This is a genomic window from Agrobacterium pusense (assembly GCF_013285525.1).
Classification (GTDB): domain Bacteria; phylum Pseudomonadota; class Alphaproteobacteria; order Rhizobiales; family Rhizobiaceae; genus Agrobacterium; species Agrobacterium pusense.
Genome location: NZ_CP053856.1, coordinates 229,546 through 255,779, shown reverse-complemented (window position 1 = coordinate 255,779; position 26,234 = coordinate 229,546). Strand labels below are relative to the sequence as shown.

Sequence of the window (26,234 nt, the reverse complement as noted above, 5' to 3'; positions counted from 1 at the left end):
GCCGCCGGCTGGAGAACCAGCCGGTCAAGGCCTATGCAGGACAGCAGGCTCGCATGCCCATGACGGTTCCCCTTCCCGCGACAAAACGCGTTTCTCTATTGCCGATTGCGGCCATCATTGTTTCGGCCATCGCCGCCATGCCCGTTCTGGCGATCTTCTGGCTGGCGCTGACCGGCAGCACGGAGGGGTGGCGACATCTTCTCGTCAACGTCCTGCCGCGAGCCGGATTTCGTACGTTCATACTGCTCGGAGCAACGGCAGCGACGACCGCTTTCTTCGGCATTGTCTGCGCCTGGCTTGTCACCACGTTCGAGTTTCCGCTGCGGCGGCTGCTGTCGGCGGCGCTCGTCCTGCCGCTCGCCATTCCATCTTATCTCGCCGCTTATGCGTTCGGTGAGTTTCTCGACTTTACCGGGCCCGTGCAGAGCTTATTGCGTGCCGCTTTCGGTTATCACAGCATCCGCGACTACTGGTTTCCTGATATCCGTTCCCTCGGCGGTGCGGTCATCGTCCTGAGCTCGGTGCTCTATCCCTATGTCTATCTCTCGGCCCGTGCCGCCTTTTCCATGCAGGGGCGTTTTGCAGCCGAAGCCGCACGCACGCTCGGCGCAAAGCCTCTCGACGTGTTCTTCTCCGTACAATTGCCGATGGCGCGACCGGCGATTGCCATCGGGCTTTCTCTGGTCTTGATGGAGACCCTCAACGATATCGGCGCGGTCGAATATCTCGGCGTACAAACGCTGACCTTCACCATTTACGAGACCTGGCTCAACCGCGGCAATCTCGCCAATGCAACGCAGATCGCCGCCGTCATCCTCATCATCGTCGGCGCGCTCATCGTAATCGAACGCAACGCCCGGGAAAAACAGCGCTTCGGCGCACCCAAGGCGACAAACATGACGCAGCGCCATCGGCTGAAGTCGCTGACCGGCTGGCGGCGCGGCGCGGCAACTGTTTTCTGCTTCCTGCCCGTGACGAGTGGCTTTGTCATTCCCGTCATCGTGCTGGGTGGTTACGCGGCCAAACGGTTCGATGCGCTGCTTGCGCCGAAACTTCTCAAGGCACTCGGGCACAGCCTCGAAGTTTCCTTTGCCGCGGCCCTGGTAACGCTGGTTGGGGCTTTCGTCTTTTCATACGCCATCCGCACGGGGCGGTCACGAACCTCGAAGTTTGCCGCCCGCTTCGGCTCCATGGGATATGGGGTGCCGGGAACGGTGCTCGCCATCGGCGTGCTCATTCCACTCGCGGCTCTCGACAACGGGGTGGACGGGTTCTTCCGTACACATTTCGGCTTTTCCACCGGCCTGCTGCTCTCCGGCACCGCCTTTGCCATCATCTATGCGCACGCCGTGCGTTTCATGACCATGGCGGAAGGCACGCTGGATGCCGGTTTCCAGAAGCTTTCGCCGCATATCGACATGGCTTCGCGAACGCTTGGGCGGAACCGGGCGCAGACGCTGTTCAGGGTGCTGTTGCCCAATATGCGGCCCGCGGCGTTGACCGCTTTCCTTTTGGTCCTGATCGAGTCCATGAAGGAGTTGCCGGCAACCATCCTGCTGAGACCCTTCGGCTTCAATACGCTTGCCACGCTTGTTTACGAGAATGCCTCACGCTCCAAGGTGCAGGATGCCGCCGTACCGGCGATCATCATCATCATCGCCGGGCTTGTCCCCGTCCTTCTCGTTTCCAGGTCGATGGATCATCCTGAAAACCGATGAACGTCCCGCCAATGAGACAAAAAAGAAAGGCGGCCTTGCGGCCGCCTGGATAAGGTGTGCTTTTCAACGAGAGAAAGGGGACAATCTCGCCAGATGGAAATTATCAATCCCGGCCATCAGTCATATGACGACCCTGCGTTGGGTTTACTTTCCGCCAACTCCCATTAACAAGCAGTTAAAACCAAAATCGATCAATCACCGACGAAAATTCCTATTCTGGAACCGTAAAGCCCCGAAACTAAATTACAGGTTTCCGATTTTATTGGCGTTTCAACAGTAACGCGAAAAAATCGTAGAATTCTCTCCGGTCAGTTTCGCGCCGCGGCGTGTTCATCGCGCATCCGCTGCAACTCCGTGCGCTTCGAGGCGATTGAGGCGACGATGACGCCGACGGTCACAAGCCCGATCAGGATGGTGCAGATGGCGTTGATTTCCGGGGTCACGCCGAGGCGAACCTGCGAATAGATCTTGATCGGCAGCGTCGTCGCACCCGGTCCGGTGGCGAAGCTGGCAATGACGAGATCATCGAGCGACAGGGTAAAGGCCAGCATCCAGCCGGCAATAACGGCGGGAAAGATCAGCGGCAGGGTGATACGGAAGAAGGTCTTGACCGGTGGGCAACCAAGATCAAGCGCGGCTTCCTCGAGACTTCGATCAAAGGTCAAAAGACGCGACTGCACCACAATCGCCACATAACACATGGTAAAAGTGGTGTGCGCAATGACCACCGTCCAGAAACCGCGATCCACTCCGACGGCCACGAAGAGCAGCAGCAGCGACAGGCCGGTAATCACCTCCGGCATGACGAGCGGGGCATAGATCATGCCGGAAAACAGCACCCGGCCCGGAAAACGCGCAAAGCGCGTCAACGAGAGCGCCGCGAGTGTCCCGAGGATGGTGCCGATGGTGGCGCTGAGGATACCCACGCGCAGCGTCACCCAGGCGGCATCCATCAACCCTTCATTCGACCACATGGACCTGTACCATTGCAGCGAGAAGCCGCCCCAGACGGTGACAAGCTTGGAAGCATTGAAGGAATAAACGATCAGGATGATGATCGGTATGTAAAGAAAGGCAAAACCGAGTGTGAGGACGGTGATGTCAAATTTTCCGCGCTTCATGGCCTCACCCCACCTTCTTTTGCTGGTTCTGGAAGATGGCGATAGGCACGACCAGCAACAGCAGAAGCAGCACGGCAACGGCTGATGCCAGCGGCCAGTCGCGGTTGCCGAAGAATTCCGTCCAGAGCGTCTTGCCGATCATCAGCGTCTGTGCGCCGCCGAGGAGATCGGGGATGACGAATTCACCTGTTATCGGGATGAAGCAGATCATCGAGCCTGCCACGACACCCGGCAGGGAGAGCGGGAACGTAATCTTCCAGAAGGCTTTCCAAGGCGGGCAACCCAGATCGGCGGCCGCTTCCAGCAGCGTATTGTCCAGCTTTTCCAGCGCGGAATAAAGCGGCAGTACCATGAAGGGCAAGTAGGAATAAACGATACCGATGAAGATCGCGGTTTCGGTGCGGAAGATGTTGACCTGCTGGTCCGGCCCGAGCAATCCGAGCCACTGGAACAGCACCGTCAGCAGGCCTTCCGGCTTCAGAATCCCGATCCAGGCGTAAACGCGGATGAGGAACGAAGTCCAGAAAGGCAGGATCACCAGCATAACCAGCGTCGGCCGCACGGAAGACGGCGCGCGGGCCATGGCCAGCGCCATGGGATAACCGATCAGCAAAAGCAGGAAGGTGGAAATGAAGGCGATGCGCAACGACGATAGATAGGCGTCGATGTATAGCGGGTCTTCCGTCAGGAAGAGGTAATTTTCGAAATCCAGCTGCGAAAAGAAATCACCGAGCCTCGAGAAGCCTTCGAAGACAGGGGTATAGGGCGGCATGGAGATCGCCGTATCCGACAGCGAGATTTTGAAGATGATGAAAAAGGGGGCTGCAAAAAACAGCAGCAGCCAGAAATAGGGAACCGCGACGACCAGCCAGCGCCAGGGGCTTTGCCGGTTTTCGGGAGTGGTGATCGCCATCGAAGCCTCCCTCAGCGCGTCAGGACGAGGCCGGAGTCCGGCTTCCAGTTCAGCCACACCATATCGCCGAAGGTAATCGGGCGATCCACGAGACGCGAGACATTTGCCTGTGCGGCGCGGATGACGCGGCCATCGGCAAGCTTGACGATGAAGACCGAGAAGTCGCCCAGATAGCCGATATCCCATACCTCGCCATAGGCGGAGTTAATGCTGCTATCGGCAGGCTGATCGAGCGAGATGCGCACCTTCTCCGGCCGGATGGCGAAAGCCACCTGGCTACCGGCGGCAGCGGCACATTCCTGCTCAACCGCCACCTTCAGCCCGTCGCAATCCAGTGTCACGAGGCCGGGCCTGCCGATATCGGAAGCATTGGCGACGACATTGGCGTCGAAAATATTGATGTCACCGATAAAATCGGCCACGTAGCGGCTGTTCGGCGCTTCATATATCTCGGCGGGCGTCGCCACCTGCACGACAATGCCCTTGTCCATGACGGCGATGCGGTCCGACACCGTCATCGCCTCTTCCTGATCGTGGGTGACGATGAGGAAGGTGAGACCGAGATTGGTCTGGATATCCATCAGTTCGAATTGCGTTTCCTCACGCAGCTTCTTGTCGAGCGCGCCGAGCGGCTCATCGAGGAGAAGCACCTTCGGCCGCTTGGCAAGCGATCGGGCAAGCGCCACGCGCTGCCGCTGCCCGCCGGAAAGCTGGCTCGGCTTGCGTTTGGCGAATTCCGTGAGCTTGACGAGGCGCAGCATTTCCTCGACCCGGGCGACGATGTCCGCCTTGGGCAGGCCATCCTGCTCCAGACCGAAAGCGACGTTCTTTTCTACCGACATGTGCGGGAAAAGCGCATAGGACTGGAACATCATGTTGGTGGGCCGCTTGTAGGGCGGCACGCCGGAAATATCCTTGCCCTGCAGCAGGATACGGCCCTCGGTCGGCTCCTCGAAACCGGCGAGCATGCGCATCAGCGTGGTCTTGCCGCAGCCCGACGGACCAAGCAGCGAGAAGAACTCACGCTCGTAAATATCGAGCGTCAGATTGTTGACGGCGACGAAATCGCCAAAACGTTTGGTGACGTTTTCAAAGCGGATGAAGGGCACCGCATCGGGATTGTCCCACGGGCTAAATTTGCGTTTGACCGGCCCTAGAGTTTTCGCCATTCACCCTACCCTCAAATCCCGTTGGTCTGTCGATCGATGCTTCGGGGCGGGCAATACCGGCAGGTAACGGACCTGCCGGCAAAGGATCAGAGGAACAGGCCCGCCGGCCGTTCCTCAACCAGCGGGCGGAGGTTTCAGCTGCCAGTCTTTATCTGCGTCCAGACGCGGTTCAGCACGCGCTGTTCCTTCGGTCCGTAAGGCGAGATCGTGAAGAGCTTCTTCAGCGTCTCGGCATCGGGATAGACTGCCGGGTTCTTGGCAACAGACTCATCCATCAGCGCCTGCGAAGCAAGGTTGCCATTGGCGTACTGAACGTAGTTCGACGCCTTGGCAATGACTTCCGGCCGCATCAGATAGTTGATGAAGGCGTGCGCTTCTTCGACATTCTTGGCATCCGCCGGGATGGCAAGGTTGTCGAACCACATGTAGGTGCCTTCCTTCGGGATGACGTAATTCACCTCGACGCCATTCTTGGCTTCCTCGGCGCGGCTCTTCGCCTGGAGGATGTCGCCCGACCAGCCGATGGTGATGCAGCTGTCGCCATTCGCCAGTTCATCGATATAGGCGGAGGAGTTGAAGGTCTTCACATAGGGGCGGATCTTCATGTAGACATCGCCGCCCGCCTCGAGATCGGCGGTTTCTTTGCTGTCCGGGTTCTTTCCGAGATAATTCATGGCAATGGCGAAGGTCTCGTCCGAGGCATCGAGAATATTGATGCCGCAGGATTTCAGCTTTTCAGCGTTTTCCGGCTTGAACAGAATATCCCAGCTATCGACCGGAACATCGCCCAGCGCAGCCTTCACCTTGGCGACGTTATAACCGATGCCGGTGGTGCCCCACATGTAGTTCACGGCATATTCGTTGCCGGGGTCGTATTTCGCCAGACGCTCGGAAACCTCGGGCCACATGTTTTTCAGATTCGGCAACTTGGACTTGTCAAGTTTCTGGAACACGCCGGCATTGATCTGGCGGGCGAGAAAGGGGCCAGTGGGCACGACGACATCATATCCGGAGCTGCCGGCCAGCAGCTTGGTTTCCACAAGTTCATTGCTGTCGAAAACGTCATAGACGACCTTGATGCCGGTTTCCTTGGTGAAATCGGCGAGGATCGATTCGTCGATATAATCCGACCAGTTATAGACGTGGACGACCTTTTCCTGGGCCATTGCCGAGCCTGCTGCAACGAGCGCGGTGGTGAGAGCCAAGGTCAGGCGGAGAGAACGGTTTTTCATGATGTCTCCTGTTAACGCATCCTCACGACGGGAGCGTGATCCCCTTTTTTCGGAGAGACTAGAAAGGAAAACAGAAGGGAGCAAGGGGGAAATGTGCAGCACAGCATTTTCAACCAAATGTGTTCCGGTCGCAAAAAAGCGAATGAAAACACCTACTGGAAGTCGAAAACACTGAGGCCGGTGACCATTTCATCCAGCCCCAGCGGCCGCGTGAGCGGCGCTTCCGCCCGCGAAAGACAGCCCTGTCTTTCGCACAGCCGGCACGAAGGACCGACGGCGACGGGCGCAGCGCCCGAAGCGGCCGGGCCATAGACGGTCTCTGCCGCCTGAGCGAAATCGCAGCCAAGAAGCACCGCCGTTCGCCGCACCCTCTCACCGAAACCAGCCTGCGGACCTTCCAGCGTGCGCGACACCGTGAGGAAAGCATCCCCGTCGGGCATCTCGACCGCTTCCACGAGCACTTGTCCCGGCTGGGCGAAAGCCGCATGAATATTGAGACGCGGACAGAGGCCGCCAAAACGCGCCCTTGGAAAACCGCCGGCCCCCGCAAGGCGAAAACGGTTACCGGCATTGTCGATTTCCATCAGGAAAAACGGGATCGCCGCGGCTGTCGGCCGCTGCAGGCTGACAAGGCGATTGGCCGCCTGTTCGAACGATACGTTGAAGCGCGACCGCAAGACTTCGAGATCGTACTTCGCCCGCTGGGCGGCGCCGAGGAATGCGCCATAGGGCATCATCAACGCATGAGCGGCGTAACGCGCCAGTTCGAAGCGGGCAATGCGTCTCGCCTCTTCCCCTTTCAGGCCAAGCCCTTCAAGCTCCGTACCGATTTCTTCGCGCAGCGCGAGAAGGCAGGTCTCCATCGCCATTTCCCTCAGCTGATCCGGCTGCGACAGGCGCTCGGATAAAAAAAGCCGCATGGAATGCCGGTCGTAACGTCGGCGGAGGTTTGGCATAGCGTGAACCGGCAGGGTGCGGACAACGATGCCGTGGTTTTTCTGGAGCCATGCGCGAACGCCGGAGGCGAGATCATCGCCCGTCGACAAATGTTTGTGGAGGTCTTCCGCAGCCGCATCGATGGAATGGAAGTAGGCCGGGCGGTTTTCAAAGACGTGTCGCACCTCGTCGATCGGCAGGCGGGTGGAGGAAAGCATCGTTTCATGACCCTCCCGCGCCAGAAGATCGGAGAGATCGGAGAGGCGCTGCGCCTGTTCCCGGTAAGCCCGGTATAGCTTGAGAACACCACTTGCCGCATTGGGCGCGGCATCGGCGACCTCAATCAGTTCCTGCGGCGACGGCACTTCGCCGACCAGCAGCGGATCGGCGAAGACCTCGCGCAGCTGCCCGGCGGAACCGGCGCTTTCGCCCTGCAGGTCATCCAGATCGACCTTGTACACAGAGGCGAGCTTCAAAAGCAGCTGCACCGTCAGCGGCCGCTGGTTGCGCTCGATGAGATTGAGATAGGATGGCGAAATCGCCAGCGCCTCGGCCATGGCCGTCTGCGTCAGCGCGAGACCGTTGCGAATGCGGCGCACGCGCGGGCCCGCAAAAATCTTGTTTTCCGACACAGCCTTTCCCCTCCACCCCCGTCAACACATACAATTCCATTACAAAATCGACGGATCATACTCTTTTACAAAAATTACATTTTTACAGCGTCACTCTGTCACGCACACTACAGGATAACCTCTTTCAAGTCACTGTTTTTATGTTTGTTCTGGCGATCAAATCTCGAAAAATGTAAATGTAGTCACATCAAACGGCGCCATATGATGTTCAAGACGGCCCGCTACGAAAACCGCATTTATCATGGGAGAGAGAAGTATGACGGATTTTTACAAACTTGTTCCGGGCGCACCGCAGGGACGTTTCGACGGCATCGAGCGCACCTATACCGCCGCCGACGTGGAGCGGCTGCGCGGCTCTGTCGAAATCCGCCATTCGCTTGCCGAAATGGGTGCGAACCGGCTGTGGAAGCTGATCAACGAGGAGAATTTCGTCAATGCGCTGGGTGCGCTCTCGGGCAACCAGGCCATGCAGATGGTTCGCGCCGGGCTGAAGGCGATTTATCTCTCGGGATGGCAGGTTGCAGCGGATGCGAACACGGCCTCGGCCATGTATCCGGACCAGTCGCTCTATCCCGCCAATGCAGCGCCGGAGCTGGCCAAGCGCATAAACCGCACCCTGCAACGCGCCGACCAGATCGAGACCGCGGAGGGCAAGGGCCTTTCTGTCGACACCTGGTTCGCGCCGATCGTTGCCGATGCGGAGGCCGGTTTCGGCGGGCCGCTCAACGCCTTCGAGATCATGAAGGCCTTCATCGAGGCAGGTGCAGCAGGTGTTCACTATGAGGATCAGCTGGCATCGGAAAAGAAGTGCGGCCATCTCGGCGGCAAGGTTCTGATCCCGACGGCGGCGCACATCCGCAACCTGACGGCAGCACGGCTTGCGGCCGACGTTATGGGTGTACCAACGCTGGTCATCGCCCGCACGGACGCGGAGGCCGCCAAGCTTCTGACCTCCGATATCGACGAGCGCGACCGTCCCTTCGTGGATTACGATGCCGGGCGCACCGTTGAGGGCTTTTATCAGGTCAAGAACGGTCTGGAGCCCTGCATTGCCCGCGCCGTGGCTTATGCGCCCTATTGCGACCTGATCTGGTGCGAAACATCAAAGCCGGATCTGGAACAGGCGCGCAGGTTTGCTGAAGGCGTGCACAAGGTGCATCCGGGCAAGAAGCTCGCCTACAATTGCTCGCCGTCGTTCAACTGGAAAAAGAACCTCGACGACGCGACGATTGCGAAGTTCCAGCGCGAGCTAGGCGCGATGGGCTACAAGTTCCAGTTCATCACGCTCGCTGGCTTCCACCAGCTCAACTACGGGATGTTCGAACTGGCGCGCGGCTACAGGGACCGGCAGATGGCGGCTTATTCCGAGCTTCAGGAGGCGGAATTCGCAGCAGAGGCCAATGGTTACACCGCCACCAAGCACCAGCGCGAAGTCGGCACCGGCTATTTCGACGCCGTGTCTCTGGCGATCTCTGGCGGCACGTCGTCCACCACGGCCATGAAGGAATCCACCGAGCACGACCAGTTCCGCCCGGCGGCCGAATAAATCAAGAAAACCGCCCTTCCCCATCGCGGGAAGGGCTTGCAAAGCAGATCAAAAACCCCTGACAATAACGAGAGGAGAAATGCCATGAACGCCCACAATCCCATCAAGACGCACGTCAAGGAACGCGCCGAGGAGCAATCCTCCGCCATGACGCAGGATCAGCAGGCTGCCATCCGCATGCTGGCCAATGACCTGCACCGCCTCAACCAGGCCGTCATGAAAGCCGTCGAGGCCGGCGTTTCCGTCGAGCTGGTCCGCTCGGCCCGCCACCATGGCGGCGGCGGCAACTGGGGTGATCTGCTTATCCCCGTCATCGTTGCGCAGGGGCGTGACGCCGCGTGAAACGAAAGACCGGAACATCATAATCGATGTTCCGGCCTTCAGTGCAAACGTCAGAAGTGGCCGCCTCAGAAGCTCGCCGACACGGAAACGCCGATGCTTACATTGACGCCCATCGCCTCCACGTTACCCTGGAGTTGGGGCGCATAGGGGGCGAAGCAGGCAAGTTGCGTCAGGGGAATCGGGTTCAGAACGGCCGGCGATTCCCACGCCAGATGCATCGCCACGCCTCCCACGAGCTTTTCCCAGCCTGCGATCTTGGTGCCTGAGGCTGCCGGCGCAATTGCCGTGACGGATTGCGAAAGAGCATCGGCAACAACTGCCGCGAGCCCCTTACTGACTGCTGCATAAAAGAGCTTTGCTGCTTCTTCCGGCGTTCCTGCTGCGGACATCGCATTTACGTATGATGCTGAAACTATCATGGCGGCCTCAACCTGAAAGGGTTAAACTTACAAAAAGCAACCTATGGATATTTTGATGCGCACGCAACTATAAATTATTAAAATTTATTTATACAACTGAACGTGATTTCATCTATGCCGGGCGGCCCTTGCGTCCGGCGTAGAGATCGGAATGGCTCTTGATCAGACGGGTCATCCGATCCGCCACCGTCCTGATATCGAGTCGGTGGCGATCGTCATTATTCATGACGATCCATTGATTGTGGCGCAGCGGTTCGATTTCGCCGCCCTCCCGGACGAGGCGCGCATCCGCATCGCCCACGAAACAGGGAAGCACCGCGATCCCCGCCCCTGACAGGACAAGATCGAGAAGCGCCGTTGGCCGGTTCACCGTTACGACGATCTCGTTGCTCCGGTTTTCATGCGGCCAGCGAAGATAGGTTGAAATGGCGTTTTCCTCGGCTACCGACAGCCAGCGGTCAGCGACAGTGGCGGCGGCATTGCGCAGCCTGTAGGGAGCGTAGGCAACCTCCCCCGTCTTGATGGCGGCGAGATTGCGCTCCTGCGGCTCGAAAGCGCGGATACCGATATCATTTTCGCGATGCGCCAGAGACGCCCTCTGCTCGGCGATAAAAAGGTCGATGCGGAAATCATCGCGATCCGTGCAGATGGCGGAGAAGTTGCTGGTCAAGAGCCAGGCATTCCAGGTGCCCACGGCAATCCGCACGATGGACGAGGCCGATGACGCCTTCTGCCACCCCTCGATATCCCTGGCCGCATTCTCCATGGCCTGAAGTCTGTCGAACAACGCACGGCCGTCCACTGTGAGGGCGTATCCCGTCTGGCTGCGGTGGAACAGCGCCTTGCCGATCCGCTCCTCCAGCTCGACCATGCGCCGCCCTATGGTCGCGGGGCTTAAGCCCGTCAGCGCGGCGGCACCCGTCAGGCCACCGCTGCGTGACACATCGAGGAAAAGCTGGTAGGAATCCCAGGTGACGTTTTTCATAATTGAAAAACGTAGCGCATTTTCTTGCGCAGATAAATCAAAAAACGGCGTGCATCATGGCCCTCTGCAGTAAGAAGGAGAGCGAACATGCACGCGATTTTTGCAGCACGGGCCATTATCGAAAATCAGCGACCGCGCACACGCCGTGAAGCGATTCTGCAGGAAGAAAAGTTTTACAGGGATATGGCCGAGGCATCACGGATGTCACGGTTTTTCAGCGCGCTTATCAACTTTGTGAAGGCGAGAAGCCGTCGATCAATGGAAGAGGGCGATAAGGGCTGCGAGAGCACCGGCTGCGATGAGGCTCAGCCGAAAGGCCAACTGCCGGCTCTCGTTGTCAGTGCGGGCGATGGCAATGGCGCGAGGGCGGCGATGTGCAGATCTGTTCATGCGCGGGCTCCAGACGAAAAACTCAACCGACCCATGCCCTGTTAAGGGCTTCCAGCGTGACATCATGTGCAGCGGGATCATTGAGCGATCCGGCCTTGCTGGCATTTGGTCAGGATGACTCCTCCCCCGTTAACAGATTATTAAAAACGCGAGGAAGGGCCACAACTTTACCAACTGAAACTGGGTTGGCGAACAGGTCTCATCAGCTCCGTCACCCCGGACTAGTTCCGGGGTCGAGCGCGATCAAGTCCTTAATCGCGAAAGACTCTTCATGGCGCAAAAGCGACATGGCTGGATGCCGGATCAAGTCCGGCATGACGAAGGAGAGAGGTCCGATCTTTTCCACGGCCAGAGACGATCACGCGAATTCGCCGGCCGCCTGCCCGGACGCCCAGGCCCACTGGAAATTATAACCGCCGAGCCAGCCGGTCACATCGACACATTCGCCGATGAAATAGAGGCCGGGGACGGATTTCGCCGCCATGCTGCGGGAATCGAGGCCGGTGGTGTCCACGCCGCCGAGCGTGACCTCCGCGGTGCGATAACCTTCCGAACCGGCGGGCTTGATCTGCCAGTCCTGCACCTCTGCCGCCAGCTTCGCCAGAGCCTTGTCGGACATATCGGCAAGATGGCCGGTGAGGCCGGATTGTTCGACGACATGCTGGGCGAGCCGCTTCGGAAGGATCTCCGACAGGGCGGTCTGGGCGGACTGACGGCCGCTTTTCTGTTTGGCCTGCTTCAACACCGCGGCCAAATCGCGATGCGGCTCAAGCTTCAGGCGGATGGGATTGCCCTCGCGCCAGTATGAGGAGATTTGCAGTATGGAAGGACCGCTCAAACCGCGATGGGTGAACAATAGCGCTTCCTCAAACGAGGTTTTGCCATGGGAAACCTCAGCTGGAACAGCGACACCGGCAAGCGGGCTCAGCTTTTCCAGAAGACCGGGATCAAGCGTCAGCGGAACGAGGCCGGGGCGGGTTTCAATGAGCTTGAGGCCGAACTCTTCGGCGATCTGGTAGGCAAAACCGGTCGCGCCCATCTTCGGGATAGACTTGCCGCCTGTCGCGACGACGAGGCTCTCCGCCTCGATGACGCCACCCGAGGTCGACACCCGAAAACGGCCGCCGTCATGGGTCACGGCGGAGACTGACGTTTCGAGCCGAAGCTTCGCATTCACCGCCTGCATTTCAGCCAGCAGCATGCGGATGATATCCTTGGCGCTGTCATCACAGAAAAGCTGGCCGAGCGTCTTTTCGTGCCAGGAGATACGGTGTTTTTCGACAAGGGCGATGAAATCGCGCGGCGTATATCGGGCAAGCGCGGATTTGGCGAAATGCGGGTTGGCAGAGAGATAATTCCTCGGCCCGGCGTGGATATTGGTAAAGTTACAGCGGCCGCCGCCGGAGATGCGGATCTTTTCGCCCGGCGCTTTCGCATGGTCGAGAACGACGACGGAGCGGCCGCGCTGGCCGGCGCGGATGGCGCACATCATGCCGGCGGCGCCCGCCCCCAAAATCAGCACGTCACATTTATCTGCCATCATTCCATCCGTTTCGTTTCCTTTCCTCTTTTCCAAGTGCCGCCGCTTGTCAATGGCGCTTTCCCCCTCGCCAATTGCCAAACTACGGTTATGATGGCGACAGTCGAAACACAGACCCGGTGATACATGCCCGCCAAGAAAACCATGCTCCGCCCGAAAAAACAGGCAACCATGGCAAAGAAGACCCCTCCCCTCGACCTTTCCTCCACCCGTGGCGTTTCCTCCTGGCGCGAAGCCGCGCAATGGCTGAGGGCGCGTGGGATAGAAGACATAGAATGCATCACGCCCGACCTTGCCGGCGTCCCCCGCGGCAAAATGATGCCGACGGCGAAATTCACGGGCGATACCTCGCTTGCTCTACCCTCGGCGCTCTATCGCCACACGATATCGGGCGAATATCCCGATGAGACCGCCAATTTCCGCTACGAGCCGCGCGACAGCGATCTGAAGCTGGTGCCTGATCTTTCCACCCTCTCCGTCGTGCCCTGGGAAACCGACCCGACCGCGCAGGTGATCTGTGACGTGGTGGATGCGGAAGGCAATTTCGTGCCCTACACGCCGCGCAACGTTTTGAAGAACGTGCTTTCGCTCTATACCGAAAAGGGCTGGAAGCCGGTGGTGGCACCGGAAATCGAATTCTACCTCGTCGCCATGAATGACGATCCGGACTATCCGCTGCATCCGCCAAAGGGTCGGTCGGGACGCTCCATCGTTGGCGGTCAAAGCTATTCCATCGCCGGCATCAACGAGTTCGACGAACTGATCGACGATATCTATCACTTCTCCGAAAAGCAGGGTCTGGAGATCGATACGCTCATCCATGAGGAAGGGCCGGCACAGCTGGAAATCAACCTGCGCCATGGCGATCCGATCGAGCTTGCCGACCAGGTGTTCCTGTTCAAGCGCACCATTCGCGAAGCCGCGCTGAAGCACGGCATCTATGCCACCTTCATGGCCAAGCCCATGCAGGGCCAGCCGGGTTCGGCCATGCACATCCACCAGTCGGTGGTAGAAATCGATAGCGGCCGCAACATCTTCTCCAATGAAGACGGCAGCCCTTCGAAAGAATTCTTCTCCTTTGTCGGCGGCATGCAGCGTTACGTTCCGAATGCGCTGGTCATGCTGGCGCCCTATGTGAATTCCTACCGCCGCCTGACGCCTGACATGGCCTGCCCGGTGAACAATGCCTGGGGTTACGACAACCGCACGACGGCCTTCCGCGTGCCGATTTCCGGCCCGCAGGCGCGGCGCGTCGAAAACCGCCTGCCCAGCTCGGACGCCAACCCCTATCTGGCGCTCGCGGCCTCGCTCGGCTGCGGCTGGCTCGGCATCGTCAACAGCATCGAGCCGACCGAACCCACCGCCGATACTGCCAATGAAGGCTCGATCGACCTGCCGCGTGGCCTGCTTGAAGCGGTCGCCTTGCTGGAGGGCGAGGCACAGTTCGACCGGATCTTCGGTCACGAATTTGTCGGCCTTTATGCCGGTCTGAAGCGGGGGGAATTCGAGACCTTCATGCAGGTCATCAGCCCCTGGGAGCGCGAGTTCCTGCTTCTCAACGTGTAAGGAATCCCGAGCATGACATGGCAAAGCCCGATTGCGCCGGGACTATCCTGGTATCAGGCAACCATCGGTGAGCGGCCGGACTATCCCGCGCTCGATGGGTCGAAGCAGGTGGATGTCGCGATCATCGGCGGTGGTTACACGGGTCTTCAGGCCGCCTGTAATCTCGCTGAAAACGGCGTCTCGGTCGCCCTCATCGAAGCGCATCGTTTTGGCGATGGTGCTTCCGGCCGAAATGGCGGCCAGTTCGGCACCGGCCAGCGCTCTTTCCCCGATGAGCTTGAGGAAGAGATTGGCTTCGAGCAATCGAAGCTGCTGTTCGACATCGCCGAAAACGCCAAAAATTATGTGCGCGATTTCGCAAGCAGCCGCGGCATCGACATGGATTATCTGCCGGGCCAACTCTATGTGGCGCACAAGGCAGGTTACGAGGACGACTATCGCCGCAGCGTCGATGCGATGAACAACCGCTACGGCTATCCGCATATTTCCTACATGGAGCGTGGCGAAGCGCGCAAACGCGTCGGCTCCACTCATTATTTCGGCGGCACCCGCGACACCGGCACCGGCCATATACACCCGCTTAAGCTGCTGGTCGGGCTTGCGAAAGCCGCGAAAGATGCGGGTGCTCAGATTTACGAGATGACGCCTGCGAAATCCATCCGGCAAGTGGGCGGCAAGACCATCATCGACACCCCTTTCGGCACCATCACTGCGCCACGGGTGTTGATTGCGACCAATGCCTATATCGGCAATCTGGAACCGATAACGGCAGCCCATATCATGCCGATCCGCTCCTTCATCGGCGCAACCGCACCGCTGGATGCCTTCCCCGGCATCATTCCAGACCGGGAGGCCGTGGCGGATTCACGGTTTGTGGTGCGTTACTTCCGCAAGACGGCCGATAACCGGCTGTTGTTCGGCGGCCGCGAAGCTTACACGGCAGATACGCCGCGGGATATTTCCAGCCACATCCGCCGGCAGATCGCGGAAATCTATCCCGAGCTGAAGGACATCGACATCACCCATTCCTGGGGCGGCTCCGTCGGCATCACTCTACCGCGCAAGGTCTTCGTGCGTGAGGTCATGCCAGGTGTCACCTCCATCGGTGGATATTCAGGCCACGGCGTGATGCTGTCGAATTATTGCGGCAAGCTTTATGCCGATCTGGTGCTCGGCAAAAAGGACATGCTGGCGCCATTCGCGCGGCTTAAAGTGCCGGCCTTTCCGGGCGGAACGTCACTGCGCGCGCCGCTGCTTTTCCTGGCGCTTTCGTGGTTTGCATTGCGAGACAGGTTTTAGTCCAATGTTTACAGTCCATTACCGGCGGCAAGCACACCGGCAAAAGCAAAATTCATAATTTCACATAACTGAGTCTGGCATTTTTAAATCGATTAGATTATTGATGCCCCAACCCTTGAAGATCGAGAGAATCGATATGAGCAGTCAGATCATTCCTGTTGAACCTTTTGATTGTGTCGTTTTCGGCGGCACGGGCGATCTTGCCGAGCGCAAGCTTCTGCCGGCCCTTTATCACCGGCAGATCGAAGGGCAGTTCACGGAGCCGACCCGCATCATCGGTGCGTCGCGTTCGGTCATGACCCATGAGGAATATCGCAAATTCGCACAGGACGCCCTGAAGGAGCATCTGAAGGCCGGCGAGTATGACGACGCGCAGGTTGCCGTGTTCCTGAACAGGCTTTTCTACGTGCCCGTTGACGCCAAGGGCAACAATGGCTGGGACGTGCTGAAGAAGCTGCTGGACGAAGGTAAAGAGCGCGTGCGCGCTTTCTATCTCGCTGTCGCGCCCGGAATTTTCGGCGATATCGCCGACAAGATCCGCGAACACAAGCTCATCACCCGCTCGACCCGCATCGTCGTTGAAAAGCCGATCGGCCGCGACCTCGCCTCGGCGCAGGAACTCAACGACACCATCGGCCATGTCTTCAAGGAAGAGCAGATCTTCCGCATCGACCACTATCTCGGCAAGGAGACGGTGCAGAACCTGATGGCGCTGCGTTTCGCCAACGCGCTTTACGAGCCGCTGTGGAATTCCGCGCATATCGACCACGTGCAGATCACGGTTGCCGAGGCAGTCGGTCTCGAAGGTCGCGCCGGTTATTACGACAAGGCCGGCGCGTTGCGCGACATGGTGCAGAACCATATTCTCCAGCTGCTCTGCCTCGTCGCCATGGAGCCGCCGGCTTCCATGAACGCCGAAGCCGTGCGCGACGAAAAGTTGAAGGTTCTGCGTTCGCTGAAGCCGATCGACACCAGCAACGTCGAAAAGCTGACGGTTCGGGGCCAGTACCGCGCCGGCGCTTCCGCAGGTGGCCCGGTCAAGGGCTATCTGGAAGAGCTGGAAGGCGGCGTTTCCAACACCGAAACCTTCGTCGCCATCAAGGCTGAAATTGCAAACTGGCGCTGGGCGGGCGTTCCCTTCTACATCCGCACCGGTAAACGCCTCGCGACCCGCGTTTCGGAAATCGTCGTCACCTTCAAGCAGATCCCGCATTCGATCTTCGACGACGCGGCAGGCAAGATCGAGGCCAACAAGCTGGTCATTCGCCTGCAGCCGGATGAAGGCGTCAAGCAGTCGCTCCTCATCAAGGACCCAGGCCCGGGCGGCATGCGCCTGCGCCAGGTGTCGCTGGACATGAGCTTTGCCGAAGCCTTCAACGTGCGCAGCCCCGACGCCTATGAGCGCCTGCTGATGGATACCATCCGGTCCAACCAGACGCTGTTCATGCGCCGCGACGAGGTCGAGGCCGCATGGGACTGGATTGACCCAATTCTCAAGAGCTGGGAAGAGCTTGGTCAGGGCGTGCAGGGTTACACGGCAGGAACCTGGGGACCGAGCGGCTCGATCGCACTGATCGAGCGTGACGGTCGTACCTGGCACGATGCCGACTGAGGGCGCGCGGATGAGCGAAACAATCCACGCCTTCGATAGCGCCTCCGATCTTGCCAATACGCTTGCGGCTGATGTCGCCCAGCGGCTCGACGCGGCAACCAAGGAACGGGGGACCGCAAGCATTGCGGTCTCTGGCGGCTCTACACCGAAGCTGTTCTTTCAGGCGCTTTCCCAGCACGATCTCGATTGGCCCAATATCAGCGTGACGCTGGTGGACGAGCGTTTTGTGCCGCCGGAAAGCGATCGCTCCAATCATCGTCTCGTCGCCGAGAATCTTCTGCAAAACAAGGCGAAGGCGGCTTATTTCGTGCCGCTGTTCCAGCCGGCGGCCTCGCCGGAGGATGCGGCAACGCTTGCGACCGTCAAGACCGAAGCGATCTGCGATCCCTTCGATGTTGTCATTCTCGGTATGGGAACGGATGGCCACACGGCCTCGTTCTTTCCCGGTGGAGACAATCTCTACGAAGCGCTTGATCTCGATGAGCCGCGCGGCGTTTTGACCATGGCGGCCGAGAATGCCGGCGAGGAGCGGTTGACCTTCAACTTCTCCAGCCTGCACGATGCCGGTTTCCTGGTGCTGCATATCGAAGGCGCCGCGAAGAAGGCGACGCTGGAGAAGGCGCAGTCGGGCGAGGATGAGGAAGAAATGCCCGTCCGTGCCGTGCTGAACCGGGCAGAAACGCCAGTGGATATTTACTGGGCGCCATAAGCCGACGCGACGGCCGCTCCTGCGGCCCGCGACAAGCGCCCCGAAGACATGAAGACTGAAACACGACAACCGGCATTCGCCTCCCGGAACGCCGGTTGTCGCCCAACGAACAGGATGAACGCCCATGTCCGCCGATTCCCGCATTCAGGCCATCACCGCCCGCATCGTCGAACGTTCCAAGCCCTATCGCGAGACCTATCTCGAGCGGCTGCGGCTGCAGGTCTCAAAAGGCGTTCACCGCTCCGTCCTGTCCTGCGGCAATCTTGCACACGGGTTTGCGGTCTGTTCCCCCGCCGACAAGGACATCCTTGCCGGCGACCGGGTTCCCAATCTCGGCATCATCACCGCCTATAACGACATGCTGTCGGCGCACCAGCCCTATGAGACCTTCCCGGCCATCATCCGCGATGCAGCCAAGGAAGCGGGCGGTATCGCTCAGGTTGCCGGCGCCGTACCTGCGATGTGTGACGGCGTCACCCAAGGGCAGCCCGGCATGGAGCTTTCGCTGTTTTCCCGCGATGCCATCGCCATGGCTGCGGGGATCGGCCTCTCGCACAACATGTTCGATGCCGCCCTCTATCTTGGCGTCTGCGACAAGATCGTGCCCGGCCTCGTCATCGCCGCACTCGCCTTCGGTCACCTGCCCGCGGTCTTCATTCCTGCCGGTCCGATGACATCAGGCCTGCCGAATGACGAGAAGTCGCGTATTCGCCAGCTTTACGCCGAAGGCAAGGTCGGTCGCGCCGAGCTGCTGGAAGCGGAATCCAAATCTTACCACGGTCCCGGAACCTGCACCTTCTACGGCACCGCCAATTCCAACCAGATGCTGATGGAGATCATGGGCTTTCATATGCCTGGTTCCTCCTTCATCAATCCCGGCACGCCATTGCGTGACGCGCTGACCCGCGAGGCTACCAAGAGAGCGCTCGCCATCACCGCGCAGGGCAACGAATTCACCCCCGCCGGCGAGATGATCGACGAACGATCCATCGTCAACGGCGTCGTGGGTCTGCATGCGACCGGTGGTTCCACCAATCACACCATGCATCTGATCGCCATGGCGCGCGCCGCAGGCATCATCCTCACATGGCAGGATATTTCTGATCTCTCTGACATCGTGCCGCTGCTGGCCCGCGTTTATCCCAACGGGCTGGCCGATGTGAACCATTTCCACGCTGCAGGCGGCATGGGCTTCCTCATCAAGCAGCTCCTGAAACAAGGCTTCGTGCATGACGATGTGCGCACCGTCTTCGGACAGGGTCTGGCCGCCTACACCGTGGATGCACTACTGGACGAGAAGGGCGCGGTCACCCGCCAGCCCTCCCCCGAGCAGAGCCACGATCCGAAGGTGCTTTCCAGCATTGAAACACCGTTCCAGCCCACCGGCGGTCTCAAGATGCTGACCGGTAATCTCGGCAAATCCGTCATCAAGATTTCCGCCGTCAAGCCGGAGCGCCATATCATCGAAGCGCCCGCGATTGTTTTCCACGACCAGCAGGAGCTTCAGGACGCCTTCAAGGAAGGCAAGCTTAACCGCGACTTCATTGCGGTCGTCCGCTTCCAGGGGCCGAAGGCGAATGGCATGCCTGAGCTGCACCGCCTGACGCCGCCGCTCGGCGTGCTGCAGGACCGCGGCTTCAAGGTGGCGCTTGTGACGGACGGGCGCATGTCCGGCGCATCCGGCAAGGTACCGGCCGCGATCCATGTTACGCCTGAGGCTTCCGATTGCGGGCCGATCTCGCTCATCCGCGATGGCGATATCATCCGTCTCGACGCCGTTTCCGGATCGCTCGAAGTGCTGGTGTCCGCCGCCGAACTGTCAAAACGCGAACCGGCGCGCGCTGATCTCTCCGGCAATGAATGGGGCATGGGCCGCGAACTTTTCGCCCCCTTCCGCCGTAATGCCGGTCCTGCCGATCAAGGTGCCAGCGTCCTGTTTCATTGATTTCCAAAAGGCGAAGGCTGGATGCGGCTTTCGCCTTTAAACCCCGCTCTGCGGCATCGTCACACCGCACTTTCACGCCCGGGACGGGCGGACGCAGAAACAGCTTTATTTCCCATGCCTTAAACGCCAAACTTGTCATGCGGCTGTGATGATCGCCTCTTAAGGCGTTCCCGACCAGCCGTGGGATGACGGCGCAGTTTCGGATAATGGGACATGACATGACGATTTTTTCAAGCAACCGCCGCGATGTGCTGAAGCTTATGGCGGGCACCGCCATGCTGCCGCTGACGGTAGCGGCCATGCCGGCAACGGCGCAGGATGTAGCCCTGCGTGCCATCGTCATCTCCGATCTGCATTCGGCCTATGAGCGTATCGGCCAGCTTCTCGCGGCCATCGAAACGCGTATCGCGGCCGACAAGGCGCCCCACATCATCCTGCTAAATGGCGACCTTTTCGAACTCGGCAACGCCGTGGCCACACGTTCGGCCGGCGAAATCGAATGGACCTTCCTTGCGGCGCTCGCCAAGCTTGCCCCCACGGTCATCAATATCGGCAATCATGAGCCCGATATCGACAATGACCTCGCCAATTTCGTCAGCCGTGCTCAAGCCCTCGGCATCACCGTGCTTTCCAACATCATCGACAAGCGAAGCGGCAACCCCTATGCGCCGTCCAGTGCCGCGGTGAAGGCCGGCGAACGGGCGGTCATCGTCGCGGGCCTCGCGACCAATGCGATCAATACCTATCCGAAGGCGACGCGCGAGATGCTGGACATTCCTCAGCCGGTGGAATGGGCGAAGGCCAATCTGCCCGAAATCGTCAAAGCGGATGCGATCAATATTGTTCTGAGCCACGCCGGCGTTGTCGCCGACCGCGATATTCTGCCGGTGCTGCCTGACGGCACGCTGCTGGTGGGCGGCCATGATCACCTGAATTTCGTGCACGAAGAGGGCGCGACGCGCTATGTCCACACCGGCTCCTGGTGCACCTCCATGACGGTCGCGACAATTACCGGTCCCGGCAAGGCCGCCGCCATTGAGACGGTCACCATCGATCGTGATGCTCCCGCCTCGCCGGCTCTCAAGACTCTCATCGAGCAGACGCTTGAAAAGCACCTGACCGCAGAAGAACGGGAAGTTGTCGGCAAGGCCGCCAAGGCGATGACCGTCGACGAAGCAGGGCGCCATGTGGCGCATCTGATCGCCGCGAAGACCGGCGCCGATGTCGGTTTCATCGGCCACACCTCTTTCGGCGCAGGCCTGCCTGCAGGCGATATTCGCCGTTATGATTTCAACGCCTCGCTGCGCTTCGACGGCAAGCTGATGGTGACCGAAGTGGACAGCGAAACGCTCGTCCAAATCCTCAAGCGATGCAATCAGGACAGCAACATTCCGCTCGCCGCACGCACGGGCGACTATCTCTACGCCATGCCGGAAAAGCCGGAGAAGAAAGGCCGTTACAAACTGGTCTGCAACGACTGGTCCGCCACCAACCAGAAATCCTATTTCGGCCGCAGCGATCTCGCCTTCATCGAAGTGCCGGATGTGAAGCTGAAGCAGACGGTTCTGGGCGGGCTTTCCTAAAGCCGCAAATCGTCAGGGTCTTAGAACGACCGGATATCCAGCTTGCGGTCCTTGTGGGCCGGGTGCGTGCTGAACACGAAAATTCGATCCAGCTCCTTCTGTGTCAGCATACGCAGGAAGCGGACATGGATGGTGTTGTTGGCGTTGACGCGCAACATCACGCAGCCGATCTTGGTGATGCGGGCATCGGGGATATCGAGATAGAACTGGTTCGGCAGGTTGTATTTGGTCAGTAGCGCCAGCACGGCCTCTGTCTGGGAGATGCGAATGACGTCGCAGCGGCGTGCCGCCATGTGCATCACGGCTTTTTCGGTATATTCGATGCGCGCCGCGTTCATGGTGTCTTCCATGCGGAACCGGCTTTCGCGGTCATACATGAAGGACTCTTCCTTGCTCAGATAATGATTTCTGATGACACCCGCACCGCTCTGCACGCCCGAACTCCCAATGCTTACCAATAGGACGAGACTAGGCCATAGTCTTTAACAATTCATATCAGCGTCAGCTTAAACAGGACGGAAGCGGGACATTTCCGACGTTTTTCCACACGGCTGATAAGCAGTAAAAAGCCCCGGAACAGACAGTTCCGGGGCTTGTTTCAGTATCGCCACTGTTTACTTGCGGTAGGCTTTGCCTTCCGCATCGAAAAGATGAAGCTTCTCCTGCAGGGCGGCAAAGCGCAGGGTTTCACCCTTACCCACGGAAACAATGCCCGGCACCTTTACGATGATCGGCTCCTGGCCCTTGGGCGCTTCGAGATAAAGCAGGGTCACCTCACCCAGGGCCTCCACGATCGCGACTTTTCCCTCGAATAGATAGTCGTCGCCCGTCGCGATGCTCAGGTCTTCCGGCCGAACGCCAAAGCTTGCGGCCTTCCCCTGCTCAGATGCGGATGTGGGAACATCGACGACCAATGTCTTGCCGCCGGCAAGTTCGATGGAGGTCCGTTCACCCGTGCCGGTCACTTTCGCACCGATAATATTCATGGCGGGCGAGCCGATGAAACGCGCCACGAAAAGATTGGCCGGCCTCTCATAAAGCTCAAGCGGCGCGCCGACCTGCTCCACCCGCCCCGCGTTCAAAACGACGATGCGGTCAGCGAGCGTCATCGCCTCCACCTGGTCGTGGGTAACGTAGATCATCGTTGTATCGGCCATCTGCTCGTTGAGCTTGGCGATTTCAATGCGCGTGGCAACACGCAGAGCCGCATCGAGGTTCGAGAGCGGCTCATCGAACAGGAAGACCTTGGGGTTGCGGCAGATCGCGCGACCGATGGCGACACGCTGACGCTGGCCGCCGGACAGCGCCTTTGGCAATCGCTCCAGATATTGCGTGAGCTGCAGGATTTCGGCGGCGGCGCGAACGCGGCGGTCGATCTCCTGCTTGCTTTCCCTGGCGATCTTCATGCCGAAGGCCATGTTGTCGTAGACAGTCATGTGCGGATAAAGGGCATAGGACTGGAACACCATGGCGATGCCCCGACGCGAAGGCGGGATTTCGTTGACAAGCTGGCCGTCAATATACATCTCGCCGCCGGTAATTTCCTCCAGCCCGGCGATCATGCGCAGCAGGGTCGATTTTCCGCAGCCGGAGGGGCCAACAAAAACGATGAATTCGCCCTGTTCGATATCGAGATCGATGCCGTGCAGCACCTTCACCTGCCCGTATGATTTACGGATATCCTTGAGAACGAGACTTGTCATGGGTGTTCCTCCCTCATCTGTCAGGCGTAACGGGCGAAGAAAGCGCCCCATGCCGGAAGTTCGACGCTTCTGCCCTTCAGTCCGCTTGCAAAGCCATGGCCTTCAAGAACCTCCCAGTTCCCTTCCGGCAGCGTGGCCTCTGCCGGCGTCGCTGACAAGTTAAAGACGCAAAGAACGGTTTCGTTGCCCAGCTTGCGGGTATAGCTCAACACCTCTCCCTGCACGGGCTGAAATTCGATGCCGCCCTTTGAGAAAGCCGGATGCTGCCTGCGGAACGCGAGGAAGCGGCGGTAATGCTCCAGCACCGAAGCCTCATTGCCCTGCTGGGCGCTCACGGCGCGCTGCTTGTGCTCGGTCGGAATCGGCAGCCACGTCTTGTCGGCCGTCGAGAACCCGGCCTGCGCATGGCCGGCGTCCCATACCATCGGCGTACGGCAACCGTCGCGGCCCTTGAATTCAGGCCAGAACTGAATGCCGTAAGGGTCCTGCAAATCTTCGAAAGCGATATCGGCTTCGGTGAGGCCGAGTTCTTCGCCCTCATAGATGCAGACGGAACCGCGCTGGGTCATCAGCAGCGCCGACAGTACCTTCGCGAAAGCATCCTTGTCCTCGACATCCTCGCCCCAGCGGCTGACATGGCGCACGACATCATGGTTGGAGAAAGCCCAACAGGCCCAGCCTTCCGGTGCAGCTCTGGCAAAATCCGCCTGTACATCGGCAACACGCTGCGGGGTCAGCGCATCGGGCGCGAGGAATTCAAAGGCGTAGCACATCTGCATCTTGTCATCGCCGGAGGTGTATTCGCCGACGATCTCGAGGCCACGCTGGCTGTCGCCCACTTCGCCGACGGCGGCGATATCAGGGAATTCGTCCAGTACGGCGCGGAAGCGCTTCAGGAAGGCGATGTTTTCCGGGCGGTTCTTGTCGTAGAGATGCTCCTGGAAATTATAGGGATTGACCGCAGGCGCGGTGGAGGCATTGCGGCGCTCCGGCGCCAGCGCCGGATTATCGCGCAGCTCAAGGTCGTGGAAATAGAAGTTGATGGTGTCGAGGCGGAAACCATCGACGCCGCGCTTCAGCCAGAAGCGTGTGATATTCAGCAGCTCTTCTTGCACTTCCGGATTATGCAGGTTGAGGTCCGGCTGCGAGGTCAGAAAGTTGTGCATGTAATATTGCATGCGGGTCGGATCCCACTGCCAGCCCGAGCCGCCGAAAATCGACAGCCAGTTGTTGGGCGGCGTGCCATCCGGCTTGCTGTCCGACCAGACATACCAATCCGCTTTCGGGTTGTTGCGGCTGGCGCGGCTTTCCACGAACCAGGGATGCTGGTCCGAGGTGTGCGACAGAACGAGATCGATCATGACGCGGATGCCGAGACGGTGGGCTTCGGCGATCAGCCCGTCGAAATCGGCGAGCGTGCCGAACATCGGGTCGACATCCACATAATTCGAGACGTCGTAACCGAAATCCTTCATCGGCGAGGTGAAGAAGGGCGAAATCCAGATCGCATCGGCACCGAGGCCTGCGATGTGATGGAGGCGATCGGTGATACCCTTGAGATCGCCGATGCCGTCGCCATTGGAGTCCTGATAGGAGCGCGGATAGATCTGATAGATAACAGCGCCGCGCCACCAGTCCTTGTTGGGCGTCAAAGCGGAAGTCACCGAAGCGGTCATGGAAGTGTCCTGTGTGGTATGGGCGTTCATGGAATGATCAGCCTCCCTTGACGGAGCCTGCCAGCAGGCCACGCACGAGATAACGTTGAAGAGCGAAGAAGACGCCGAGCGGCACGACGATGGTGACGAAGGCCGAGGCAGTGAGAATTTCCCAGTTGCCGCCGCGCGAACCGAGCAGCGCGTTAAGCGCGCCCGTCAGCACAAGCTCGTCCTTCTGCGTGCCGAGGAACACCATGGCGACGAGCAGGTCGTTCCAGGTCCACAGGAACTGGAAGATGGCGAAGGAGGCGAGCGCGGGGAAGGAGAGCGGCAGGATGATCTTGACGAAGATTTCGAAATCGCTTGCGCCATCGACACGGGCGCTTTCGATGATCTCTTTCGGCAGGCCGGAAATATAGTTGCGCAGCAGATAGATGGCGAGCGGCAGGCCGAAGGCGGTGTGCGCCAGCCAGATGCCTGCATAGGTCTTGGACGGCACGCCGAAGATGGTGCCAATTTCATTATACAGTCTCAGAAGCGGGATCAGCGACATCTGCAACGGCACGACGATCAGGCCCACCACCATGGCGATCAGCAGATTGCGGCCGGAAAAGTTCATCCATGACAGGGCATAGGCGGCAAAGGCGGCGATGAGTATAGGGATGACGGTTGCAGGTACGGCGACCGTCAGCGAGTTGACGAAGGACTGGCCGATGCCTTCCGATGTTAGAACCGTACGGTAGTTGTCGAGGGTGAAGACGGGCGGCGTTGCGACTGAGATGTAGACGCGCTTGCCGCGCGAACCCTCGAAGCTTGCGGCTTTGCTATATTCGTAAGTGCCGTCTTCATTGATAAGCAGCGTCTCGCCATCGCCGATGTCAGCGGCTTCACCTGCCTTGAAAGCTGTCGGCTCCTGCACGCGCACGCCGAAGGCCGCAACCTTTCCGCCCTGGCCGTTTTCGAAGACATTGCCTGATATGACGTAGCGGCTGCCATCCTGCTTCTGAGCCGAGGCATCGGACAGACGAACGGCTTGGGTTTGTTCGGAGCTCGAAAATGCGGTCCACCAGCCCGACACCGTGATCTGATCCTTGTCGCGCAGCGAACTCACGAGAATGCCGAGCGTTGGCAAGAGCCAGAGCAGCACGACGATCAGAACGCTGGCGTGAACGATGAGCCGCGGCAGGCCGACGCGGCGGAGGCGTTTGACAATATCCAT

Annotated in this window: 22 protein-coding genes; 9 read left to right on the top strand and 13 right to left on the bottom strand. The window is 59.5% G+C overall.

Annotated elements, in window-relative coordinates; translation table 11 throughout:
* Positions 1–53: 53 nt before the first annotated feature.
* Positions 54–1,718, top strand: a complete 1,665-nt coding sequence (locus tag HQN82_RS01225) for an ABC transporter permease (protein WP_162699355.1) — start codon at positions 54–56, stop codon at positions 1,716–1,718.
* A gap of 308 nt (positions 1,719–2,026) precedes the next feature.
* On the opposite strand, the gene HQN82_RS01220 is transcribed toward HQN82_RS01225, so the two are convergent.
* The 5 genes from HQN82_RS01220 to HQN82_RS01200 form a co-directional block, all read right to left on the bottom strand.
* Positions 2,027–2,839, bottom strand: a complete 813-nt coding sequence (locus HQN82_RS01220; protein ID WP_004440083.1) for an ABC transporter permease — start codon at positions 2,837–2,839, stop codon at positions 2,027–2,029.
* Positions 2,840–2,843: 4 nt separating this feature from the next.
* Positions 2,844–3,752: an ABC transporter permease subunit gene (locus HQN82_RS01215; protein ID WP_004440081.1), complete on the bottom strand. Its 909-nt coding sequence runs from the start codon at positions 3,750–3,752 to the stop codon at positions 2,844–2,846.
* Positions 3,753–3,763: 11 nt separating this feature from the next.
* Entirely contained in the window at positions 3,764–4,921 is a 1,158-nt protein-coding gene (locus HQN82_RS01210) for an ABC transporter ATP-binding protein (protein ID WP_022555646.1), read from the bottom strand.
* Positions 4,922–5,055: 134 nt separating this feature from the next.
* Positions 5,056–6,153 (bottom strand): polyamine ABC transporter substrate-binding protein, encoded by a 1,098-nt coding sequence (locus tag HQN82_RS01205; protein ID WP_004432613.1) that lies wholly within the window; start codon positions 6,151–6,153, stop codon positions 5,056–5,058.
* Between the two features lie 152 nt (positions 6,154–6,305).
* Positions 6,306–7,721 carry a helix-turn-helix domain-containing protein gene (locus tag HQN82_RS01200; protein ID WP_006698166.1) on the bottom strand — a complete coding sequence of 472 codons (1,416 nt, stop codon included), beginning with the start codon at positions 7,719–7,721 and terminating at the stop codon, positions 6,306–6,308.
* A 256-nt stretch (positions 7,722–7,977) separates the two neighbouring features.
* On the opposite strand from HQN82_RS01200, the gene aceA reads away from it, so the two are divergent.
* The gene (gene aceA / locus HQN82_RS01195) at positions 7,978–9,267 is read left to right on the top strand and encodes an isocitrate lyase (RefSeq protein WP_004440074.1); all 1,290 of its coding nucleotides are present in this window, start codon (positions 7,978–7,980) and stop codon (positions 9,265–9,267) included.
* 84 nt (positions 9,268–9,351) lie between these two features.
* The gene (locus HQN82_RS01190) at positions 9,352–9,609 is read left to right on the top strand and encodes an SMc00767 family acetate metabolism repressor (RefSeq protein WP_004432604.1); all 258 of its coding nucleotides are present in this window, start codon (positions 9,352–9,354) and stop codon (positions 9,607–9,609) included.
* Positions 9,610–9,674: 65 nt separating this feature from the next.
* Here HQN82_RS01190 and HQN82_RS01185 read toward each other — a convergent pair whose 3' ends face one another.
* From HQN82_RS01185 to HQN82_RS01175, 4 genes are all read right to left on the bottom strand, one after another.
* The gene (locus tag HQN82_RS01185) at positions 9,675–9,998 is read right to left on the bottom strand and encodes a hypothetical protein (protein ID WP_006698168.1); all 324 of its coding nucleotides are present in this window, start codon (positions 9,996–9,998) and stop codon (positions 9,675–9,677) included.
* Positions 9,999–10,140: 142 nt separating this feature from the next.
* Entirely contained in the window at positions 10,141–11,013 is an 873-nt protein-coding gene (locus HQN82_RS01180; protein WP_173614456.1) for a LysR family transcriptional regulator, read from the bottom strand.
* Positions 11,014–11,268: 255 nt separating this feature from the next.
* A complete protein-coding gene (locus tag HQN82_RS25630; protein WP_262621252.1) occupies positions 11,269–11,403 on the bottom strand; it encodes a hypothetical protein in 135 nt (44 codons plus the stop codon).
* Between the two features lie 358 nt (positions 11,404–11,761).
* Positions 11,762–12,946, bottom strand: a complete 1,185-nt coding sequence (locus HQN82_RS01175) for a BaiN/RdsA family NAD(P)/FAD-dependent oxidoreductase (protein WP_173614455.1) — start codon at positions 12,944–12,946, stop codon at positions 11,762–11,764.
* Positions 12,947–13,069: 123 nt separating this feature from the next.
* On the opposite strand from HQN82_RS01175, the gene HQN82_RS01170 reads away from it, so the two are divergent.
* From HQN82_RS01170 to HQN82_RS01145, 6 genes are all read left to right on the top strand, one after another.
* Positions 13,070–14,509: a glutamine synthetase family protein gene (locus tag HQN82_RS01170; RefSeq protein ID WP_022555640.1), complete on the top strand. Its 1,440-nt coding sequence runs from the start codon at positions 13,070–13,072 to the stop codon at positions 14,507–14,509.
* Positions 14,510–14,521: 12 nt separating this feature from the next.
* Positions 14,522–15,808 (top strand): NAD(P)/FAD-dependent oxidoreductase, encoded by a 1,287-nt coding sequence (locus HQN82_RS01165; RefSeq protein WP_173614454.1) that lies wholly within the window; start codon positions 14,522–14,524, stop codon positions 15,806–15,808.
* Positions 15,809–15,944: 136 nt separating this feature from the next.
* The gene (gene zwf, locus HQN82_RS01160; RefSeq protein WP_004440062.1) at positions 15,945–17,420 is read left to right on the top strand and encodes a glucose-6-phosphate dehydrogenase; all 1,476 of its coding nucleotides are present in this window, start codon (positions 15,945–15,947) and stop codon (positions 17,418–17,420) included.
* A gap of 10 nt (positions 17,421–17,430) precedes the next feature.
* Complete coding sequence (gene pgl, locus HQN82_RS01155) at positions 17,431–18,129, top strand: 6-phosphogluconolactonase (protein WP_006698174.1); 699 nt, start codon at positions 17,431–17,433, stop codon at positions 18,127–18,129.
* Positions 18,130–18,253: 124 nt separating this feature from the next.
* Complete coding sequence (gene edd / locus HQN82_RS01150) at positions 18,254–20,074, top strand: phosphogluconate dehydratase (RefSeq protein WP_004440058.1); 1,821 nt, start codon at positions 18,254–18,256, stop codon at positions 20,072–20,074.
* A 218-nt stretch (positions 20,075–20,292) separates the two neighbouring features.
* Positions 20,293–21,657, top strand: a complete 1,365-nt coding sequence (locus HQN82_RS01145) for a metallophosphoesterase (protein ID WP_107340483.1) — start codon at positions 20,293–20,295, stop codon at positions 21,655–21,657.
* A 20-nt stretch (positions 21,658–21,677) separates the two neighbouring features.
* On the opposite strand, the gene HQN82_RS01140 is transcribed toward HQN82_RS01145, so the two are convergent.
* The 4 genes from HQN82_RS01140 to HQN82_RS01125 form a co-directional block, all read right to left on the bottom strand.
* The gene (locus tag HQN82_RS01140) at positions 21,678–22,034 is read right to left on the bottom strand and encodes a hypothetical protein (RefSeq protein WP_034496014.1); all 357 of its coding nucleotides are present in this window, start codon (positions 22,032–22,034) and stop codon (positions 21,678–21,680) included.
* A gap of 237 nt (positions 22,035–22,271) precedes the next feature.
* Complete coding sequence (locus HQN82_RS01135) at positions 22,272–23,360, bottom strand: ABC transporter ATP-binding protein (protein WP_004440053.1); 1,089 nt, start codon at positions 23,358–23,360, stop codon at positions 22,272–22,274.
* A 20-nt stretch (positions 23,361–23,380) separates the two neighbouring features.
* Positions 23,381–25,036 (bottom strand): beta-galactosidase BglA, encoded by a 1,656-nt coding sequence (gene bglA, locus HQN82_RS01130; RefSeq protein ID WP_173614982.1) that lies wholly within the window; start codon positions 25,034–25,036, stop codon positions 23,381–23,383.
* A 37-nt stretch (positions 25,037–25,073) separates the two neighbouring features.
* Positions 25,074–26,234: a carbohydrate ABC transporter permease gene (locus tag HQN82_RS01125; protein ID WP_173614453.1), complete on the bottom strand. Its 1,161-nt coding sequence runs from the start codon at positions 26,232–26,234 to the stop codon at positions 25,074–25,076.

Excerpts from the sequence above, each read along its gene's own strand:
- HQN82_RS01225 (WP_162699355.1), top strand. The coding sequence starts at position 54 with ATGCCCATGACGGTTCCCCTTCCCGCGACAAAACGCGTTTCTCTATTG.
- HQN82_RS01220 (WP_004440083.1), bottom strand. The coding sequence starts at position 2,839 with ATGAAGCGCGGAAAATTTGACATCACCGTCCTCACACTCGGTTTTGCC.
- HQN82_RS01215 (WP_004440081.1), bottom strand. The coding sequence starts at position 3,752 with ATGGCGATCACCACTCCCGAAAACCGGCAAAGCCCCTGGCGCTGGCTG.
- HQN82_RS01210 (WP_022555646.1), bottom strand. The coding sequence starts at position 4,921 with ATGGCGAAAACTCTAGGGCCGGTCAAACGCAAATTTAGCCCGTGGGAC.
- HQN82_RS01205 (WP_004432613.1), bottom strand. The coding sequence starts at position 6,153 with ATGAAAAACCGTTCTCTCCGCCTGACCTTGGCTCTCACCACCGCGCTC.
- aceA (WP_004440074.1), top strand. The coding sequence starts at position 7,978 with ATGACGGATTTTTACAAACTTGTTCCGGGCGCACCGCAGGGACGTTTC.
- HQN82_RS01190 (WP_004432604.1), top strand. The coding sequence starts at position 9,352 with ATGAACGCCCACAATCCCATCAAGACGCACGTCAAGGAACGCGCCGAG.
- HQN82_RS01185 (WP_006698168.1), bottom strand. The coding sequence starts at position 9,998 with ATGTCCGCAGCAGGAACGCCGGAAGAAGCAGCAAAGCTCTTTTATGCA.
- HQN82_RS01180 (WP_173614456.1), bottom strand. The coding sequence starts at position 11,013 with ATGAAAAACGTCACCTGGGATTCCTACCAGCTTTTCCTCGATGTGTCA.
- HQN82_RS25630 (WP_262621252.1), bottom strand. The coding sequence starts at position 11,403 with ATGAACAGATCTGCACATCGCCGCCCTCGCGCCATTGCCATCGCCCGC.
- HQN82_RS01175 (WP_173614455.1), bottom strand. The coding sequence starts at position 12,946 with ATGATGGCAGATAAATGTGACGTGCTGATTTTGGGGGCGGGCGCCGCC.
- HQN82_RS01170 (WP_022555640.1), top strand. The coding sequence starts at position 13,070 with ATGCCCGCCAAGAAAACCATGCTCCGCCCGAAAAAACAGGCAACCATG.
- HQN82_RS01165 (WP_173614454.1), top strand. The coding sequence starts at position 14,522 with ATGACATGGCAAAGCCCGATTGCGCCGGGACTATCCTGGTATCAGGCA.
- zwf (WP_004440062.1), top strand. The coding sequence starts at position 15,945 with ATGAGCAGTCAGATCATTCCTGTTGAACCTTTTGATTGTGTCGTTTTC.
- pgl (WP_006698174.1), top strand. The coding sequence starts at position 17,431 with ATGAGCGAAACAATCCACGCCTTCGATAGCGCCTCCGATCTTGCCAAT.
- edd (WP_004440058.1), top strand. The coding sequence starts at position 18,254 with ATGTCCGCCGATTCCCGCATTCAGGCCATCACCGCCCGCATCGTCGAA.
- HQN82_RS01145 (WP_107340483.1), top strand. The coding sequence starts at position 20,293 with ATGACGATTTTTTCAAGCAACCGCCGCGATGTGCTGAAGCTTATGGCG.
- HQN82_RS01140 (WP_034496014.1), bottom strand. The coding sequence starts at position 22,034 with ATGTATGACCGCGAAAGCCGGTTCCGCATGGAAGACACCATGAACGCG.
- HQN82_RS01135 (WP_004440053.1), bottom strand. The coding sequence starts at position 23,360 with ATGACAAGTCTCGTTCTCAAGGATATCCGTAAATCATACGGGCAGGTG.
- bglA (WP_173614982.1), bottom strand. The coding sequence starts at position 25,036 with ATGACCGCTTCGGTGACTTCCGCTTTGACGCCCAACAAGGACTGGTGG.
- HQN82_RS01125 (WP_173614453.1), bottom strand. The coding sequence starts at position 26,234 with ATGGATATTGTCAAACGCCTCCGCCGCGTCGGCCTGCCGCGGCTCATC.